Genomic DNA, 6,248 nt, shown 5'->3' with positions numbered 1-6,248 from the left:
GTGGCGCGCGACGCTCGACGGCGAGCTCGATACGGCCGACTGGTTGCGGCGCTTGCAAGCCGATACGCAGAGGCTGGAACAGCATGCGCACAGCGCACTCACGGACATATTGAAATGCAGTGAAGTGCCGCGCCAGCAATCGCTGTTCGATACGCTTTACGTATTCGAGAACTATCCGGGCCGGGATGCGTTCGACCGGCTCGCGGCGAGTTGCGGGTGGCGGATCGACGACCCGCGCGCCGTCGAGGAAACGAGTTATGCGTTGGCGCTGGTCGTATTGCCGACGGATACCTTGACGTTTCAGTTGACCTACGACACGGCCCGATTCGACAAGGCATTCATTGAACGCATGGCGTCGCAATACCGCAGACTCCTCGAAGCGCTGGTCGACGCGATCCCGCGAAAAGTATGCGATCTCGTGCTCGACGCGCGATCGTCGACGGGTGCCGGCGGTGCGCCCGACGCATCCGCACACGCATCGATGGGCGACGCGACGTTGTCGGCAGATATCGCCGCGCATGCCGCTCGCACGCCGGATCGAATCGCCTTTTCCCGACTGGACGGGCGCGAATCGCCGGGTGGCGCGCACGGCGTCACCTATGCAACGATTGCCGATCGCGTGCAGCGTGCCGTTCACCAATGGCGGCGTTTCGGTTATCGGCCGGGCGAGCGCGTGCTGATTGCATGCGATGACCCCGTCTCCGGGCTGGTGTTGCTGCTGTCCGGGCTGACGTATGGCGTCGATTGCGTGATGACCGACCCGAATCTGCCGTCGTCCGCATTCGATGCGCTCGTCGATGGCAGTTGGTCGCCGGAACCGCTGCGAAGTTGCGTGACGACCGCGCAGCATACGCCGTTGACGGGCGTCATGTGCTACGTATTCGACGAGCAGGATCCGATGTACGGGCAAATCGACGGTGCGCTCGACGATCGTTCGGATCCGGCGCTGGGCGCCTGTTCGTTGCTGCGGCGCGATGTGGACGGCGATTGGCATGTCGTGCGCTATACGCATGCTCAGCTTGTCGAAGCCGCGCGCGCGTTCGGAGCGACGTTACCGGCCGGTGCATCGCGCGATGTTGCGCTGGGCGACGGGCCGCTGTCGCATACGGCGTTGTGGACGGTATTGGGTGCACTGGGTGCCGGGCTGTCGCTGCACCAGATCGCGTGCGCCGGCGATCCTGCGTTTCTGCGGCGAGCGGCGTCGCCGGATGCGCACTGGCACGGTATCGTCCTCAGTCCGGAAGCGACGCGTCATATCATCCGCGCCTCCTCGATGCTGTCGGCCGGTGCGCTTCGCACCGACTGGGTCATGGCCGATGCACGCTCGTTGACGCGTGACGATGCCGCGAGACTCGCCGAGCTTGCACCCGGCGCGAAACGCTTCCGGCAATTGTGCTGGCCTGCGTGGTCGCTCCCGCATGCGGTTTCGTCGGCCGATGGATTCGATCGCGTCGAATCGGGCGTGGTATCGGCAAATGAATCCGTGTTCGTCGCCGACGCCCATCTGAACCCGGCGGGTGGGGACGCGCTCGGTACGCTCGTCGTGTCGGGGCACTCGGTGCCCGATCTGATGTTGCGCAACGGCAAGCCGGACCGGGACAGCCTGACCGTCACGCGCAACGGTACGTGGTTGCGCACGACACTGGACGCGTGGCGGACGGAGCATGGCTGTCATACGTGGCTGCCGGACCGAAGCGCGTGTTCCGACGAGACGGCGGAGCACTGGCTCGATTTCGAGGCCGACGTTGCACGGCAGGCAGGCCTCGATGAAGTCGCGCTCGTGGAGCGGATCGCCGAAAGCGGACAATGGGACTATGCGCTGTTCCATCAGGACGCGACGGCCGACGCCGCGGACATCGTGCGCCGACTGGCCGGGCAGCGCGGCATGCCGGCACTGTCCGCCGGCGCAATCGTCGCGCTCGCCGCCCTGCCGCGTTCCGCGAAAGGAAGGATCGACCGCGTCCGGCTGCTTTCCGGTGACGTCGAGGTTCGCCAGCATGGTCGCCATGCGGCGCCGCGCGACCTGGTGGAAACGGCGATCCACGACATCTGGAGCGTGTTGCTCAAGCAGCCACGCATCGGCATTCACGACAATTACTTCGATCTCGGCGGGGATTCGCTGCAAGCCACCGTGATGCTGTATCAGGTCGGCGAGCGGCTTCAGCACCCGATCGACATGGAAACGCTGCTGGCCGAGCCGACGATTGCCGGCCTGGCCGCCAGTGTCGCGAATGGCAATGTGCGTCGCGATACGCCGGCCGTCGATTTGCCGGGGGAAGCGCGGCTCGACCCGACGATCGAGACCCATCAACCGTATGCGTGGCGCCCCTACCGCACGGTATTGCTCACGGGCGCGACCGGATTCCTTGGCGTGCACCTGCTTCATACGCTGCTCGCGACGACCGATGCACGCGTGATGTGCGTGGTCCGTGCCGACGATCCGGCTGCAGGCGTACGACGCATCGAGGCCGCGATGCAGTCGCACGGCTTGTGGGATGCGCAGCACCGAGATCGGATCGTTGCCGTGCCGGGCGATCTTGCCGAACCGAACCTCGGCTTGTCGGCGGCTGCATTCGACGCGCTCGCACGTGAAATCGATGCGATCTACCACAACGGCGCGCTGGTCAACTTCGTTTATCCGTACGCGACGCTGAAGCAGGTCAACGTGCTGGCGACCCAGGACATCGTCAGACTGGCGAGCCTGCATCGCGTGACGCCGATTCACTACGTGTCCACGGTCGGCACGCTCGACCGTTATTCGGATGCGTTGCCGGAAACGCTCGCGGTGCCGTTCCACGAACACCTGACGAGCGGCTATGAACAGAGCAAATGGGTCGCCGAGCAGTTGCTCGCGCAGGCGCACGCGCGCGGCGTTCCCGTCACGGTCTATCGTCCGGCGCGGATCGTCGGGCATGCGGTGAGCGGGCGGATGAACCTGGACGATCTGTTCTGTCGGTTGATCAAGGGCATCATCCTGTTTGGAAAGGCGCCGCGCGACGTCGGGTTCGACAACATCCTGCCCGTCGACGTCGTGAGCCGGATCATCGTACGCGCGTCGCTCGACCCGACTGCCGCGGGGCAGGGCGTGCATGTGATCAACCCGCGCTGGAACTCGCTGGACGCGCTGGTCGATTTCATCGAAGACGAAGGCTTCGCGATCGAACGGATGAGCTACGACGCGTGGCTCGCGGCATTGGCGGAGCATGTTCGGCAGGACCCGGCGCATCCGCTTTCGATGCTGATTCCGGTGCTCAAAAAATTGAATCCCGTTGCGGATCCGACGGTCGGGCGCATTCTTCCGATCGACGTCACCCAACTGAAGCGGCTCGCGGGCGACGTGCTCGCATCGAGTCTGCGTCCAGCCAACGACTGGTTGCGCACGTTCTTCGACTACTTCTACGAAGACGGTTTCCTCGAGCAGCCGCATGAAAGGCTGGTCACCGCATGAGCGGCAGTTCGCCGGTGCGACCGGGCGCAAGACGATGATCTGAAGTCGGCGCCGCCGGGGCGCGACGACCGACCTCGTCGAATGGTCGATGCCGGGAAGGCGGGCCGCCGCCGTCCCGGTTCCCGCTTCGCCCGAAAGCAATGCGTTGCCGTCTTCCGAGTCGAGCGGGTCGAGCCGGCATCGAAACGGTATCTGCCGACCGTGTTCGCGGATCGTGTGCGGTTGTGAAGTGACGGGCTTCGACGGTGCGCGTGCGCAGGGTCGCCCGGCGGCCACGCGTCCATCGGTGAAAAAATACCCCCAGCAAACGTCACCGAAACGCCACGCTCGATCAATCCCGGATCGACGGGCGACCCCTGCCCAATGCACGTGCGCCATGCTTAAATAGCAGGGCCCCCGACCGCCGGCCACCGCGATGGCAGCGCCGGCCGGCACGGGCCGGCAGGTCCGATCGATACCCGTGACGACAGACGATACAAAAGTGCCGTTCCGGCCTGCCCGGCGCGGTCCGATAACATTCCGAGGCATCACGTCATGACCATTCGCGCGATCGGACGATCGCGCGGCCATCATTTCGAGTGCTGCCCATTCTTCAGCGGCGCGGTATCGCTGTCGCTCGCTCGTGCTGCGGCACAATGGCGGTTCGCGTCGGTATCGCGTGCTTCCCCGCCATCCGGACCGACGGAGAATGCCATGTCGTTACCCGCTTTCAGGTACCATCCCGACCCGCTTGCAGCGGGCAGCATGATCCGGTCCGGCGCGTGTCGCATGTGCGGCGGCAAGCCCGGCGGCTCCCGGGACGACGCTTGACGGCCCGGCCCGGCCCGTGCGAGCGGCGTCGCGCCTTCGCCATGAAACAGAGGAACCTTCGTGAAGTTCATCCACGCGGCAGACATTCACCTTGACAGCCCGTTGCACGGCCTGAGCGCGTATCCCGACGCGCCGGCCGCGCAGTTGCGCAACGCGTCGCGCGAGGCGTTGCGGCAACTCGTGGATCGTGCGATCGAAGAGGAAGTCGCGTTCCTCGTGATCGCGGGCGACCTGTACGACGGCGACTGGAAGGATCACAACACCGGCATCTTCTTCGGCCAGCAGATGGGGCGCCTGCGCAAGGCCGGCATTCGCGCGTTCGTCCTCGGCGGCAACCACGATGCCGAAAGCGAGATGACGAAGAAGCTGACGCTGCCCGACAACGTCACCGTGTTCGGCCACCGCAAGCCGGAAACCTTCAGGCTGCCGGAATTCGACGTCGCGCTGCACGGGCAGAGCTTCAAGGACAAGGCCGTCGTCGACAATCTCGCGATCGGCTATCCGGACCCGGTGCCCGGGTACTACAACATCGGCGTGCTGCACACGGCGCTCGAAGGGTATGCGGCGCACGCGAACTATGCACCGTGCACGCTGGCCGAACTGCATGCGAAAGGCTACGACTACTGGGCGCTCGGCCACGTGCACGAATTCCAGCAATGGACGGGCCCGTCCACCGTCGTGTTTCCCGGCAACCTGCAGGGGCGTCATATCCGCGAGACCGGCCGGCGCGGCGCGGTGCTCGTGACGGTCGAGCAAGGCAACACGCAGGTCGAACGGCTGTATCTCGACGTGCTGCGTTGGGAAGCCGTGTCGGTCGATGCGTCCGATTGCCTGTCGGTGGCCGATCTGTCGCGAAAGATCGGCCAGTCGCTGGAGGCGCTGTTGACCGTCGACGGCCACGTGCCGCGCGCGGTGCGCGTCACCGTCACCGGGCGCACGCCCGCGCACGGCCTCTTTTTCGGCCGCGCGCCGCAGTTGCGTGCGGAGGTGCTGAACCAGATCGGCATCATCGGCAACGAGCGGCTGTGGCTCGAGAAGGTCCGGCTCGCGACGTCCGCGGCCGACCGGCAGCCGGGCGAAAGCGAACCGCTCGAAGCGCTGGAGGACCTGAAGCAGATCCTGGCCGATGCCGCGCACGATCCGGATTTCCTCGCGCTGCTCGAACGCGACCTGAAGCCGTTCGTCGGCAAGGTCCGCAGCGACGTGAAGGAGGACGTGCCGTTGCTGACGATGGCGCGCGCGGGCGAGCTGACGGCGCTGGTCGAGCAGGTCGGGCCCGCGTTGCTCGCGCGCCTGGCGAGGGGGGAGTAAGCGATGCGCATCAGCCAGCTCGATCTGATCAAGTACGGCAAGTTCACCGACGAGACGCTGCGTTTCCCGCCGGCCGGCGAGGATTTCCATGTGATCGTCGGGCCGAACGAGGCCGGCAAGTCGACGATCCGCACGGCCGTGTCCGAGTTGCTGTTCGGGATGAAGCTGCAGACACCGCTCGACTTCCTGCACAGCACGCCCGAATTGCGGATCGGCGGCGTGCTGGAGAGCGGCGCGGGCGAACTCGCATTCCACCGTGCGCGCGGGCGCAGTCCGTTGCGCACGCCTGCCGACGACAAGCTGCCCGACGACTATCTGGCGGCGGTCCTGGATGGCGCGACGCGCGAATTCTTCGAGCAGATGTTCGGGCTCGATCACGGGCGGCTGGTCGATGGCGGCCGCAGCATTCTCGACGCATCGGACAAACTCGGTCAGGTGCTGTTCGAATCGGCTGCTGGAGTCGGCAGCCTCGGGCCGGTGCGCGAGGAGCTCGACGCGCGCGCGCTCGAATTGTGGGCGCCGCGTCGCAGCGGCAGCGCGTTTGCGCTGGCCGAGGCGGCGTTCAACGAAGCCGTGGCCGAACTGAAGACGGTCCAGGTGCGCACGCGCGACTGGGTCGATCGCAAGGACGCGCGCGAAGCGGTCGAGCAGCAGATCGAGCAGGCGCGCGCGGAACAGC

4 protein-coding genes are annotated in these 6,248 nt (G+C 66.1%); 3 read left to right on the top strand and 1 reads right to left on the bottom strand.

Going from position 1 to position 6,248, the window contains the following annotated elements; genetic code table 11:
- Positions 1 to 3,448: thioester reductase domain-containing protein (locus tag A9Z05_RS31485; protein WP_141723519.1), on the top strand; the 3,448-nt coding region annotated here is incomplete at its 5' end.
- A 569-nt stretch (positions 3,449 to 4,017) separates the two neighbouring features.
- Here the strand turns inward: A9Z05_RS31485 and A9Z05_RS37095 are convergent.
- Positions 4,018 to 4,329, bottom strand: coding sequence for a hypothetical protein (locus A9Z05_RS37095; RefSeq protein ID WP_176730267.1), 312 nt, complete (start codon positions 4,327 to 4,329; stop codon positions 4,018 to 4,020).
- Between A9Z05_RS37095 and A9Z05_RS31480 the strand changes: the two genes are divergently transcribed.
- Together A9Z05_RS31480 and A9Z05_RS31475 are read left to right on the top strand one after the other, a co-directional pair.
- On the top strand, positions 4,319 to 5,569 hold the full coding sequence (locus A9Z05_RS31480; RefSeq protein ID WP_069621483.1) for a DNA repair exonuclease: 1,251 nt from the start codon (positions 4,319 to 4,321) through the stop codon (positions 5,567 to 5,569). The genes A9Z05_RS37095 and A9Z05_RS31480 overlap by 11 nt on opposite strands.
- Before the next feature lie 3 nt (positions 5,570 to 5,572).
- A partial coding sequence (locus A9Z05_RS31475; protein WP_176730266.1) for an AAA family ATPase occupies positions 5,573 to 6,248 on the top strand: 676 nt, incomplete at its 3' end.

Origin of the sequence: Burkholderia sp. A2, from assembly GCF_001729305.1 — a bacterium.
Classification (GTDB): Bacteria; Pseudomonadota; Gammaproteobacteria; order Burkholderiales; family Burkholderiaceae; genus Burkholderia; species Burkholderia sola.
This window is presented reverse-complemented; position numbering and strand designations above follow the sequence as displayed.

What these genes read in the sequence shown, in the direction of transcription:
- A9Z05_RS37095 (WP_176730267.1), bottom strand. Translation starts at nt 4,329, where the DNA reads ATGAACTTCACGAAGGTTCCTCTGTTTCATGGCGAAGGCGCGACGCCG.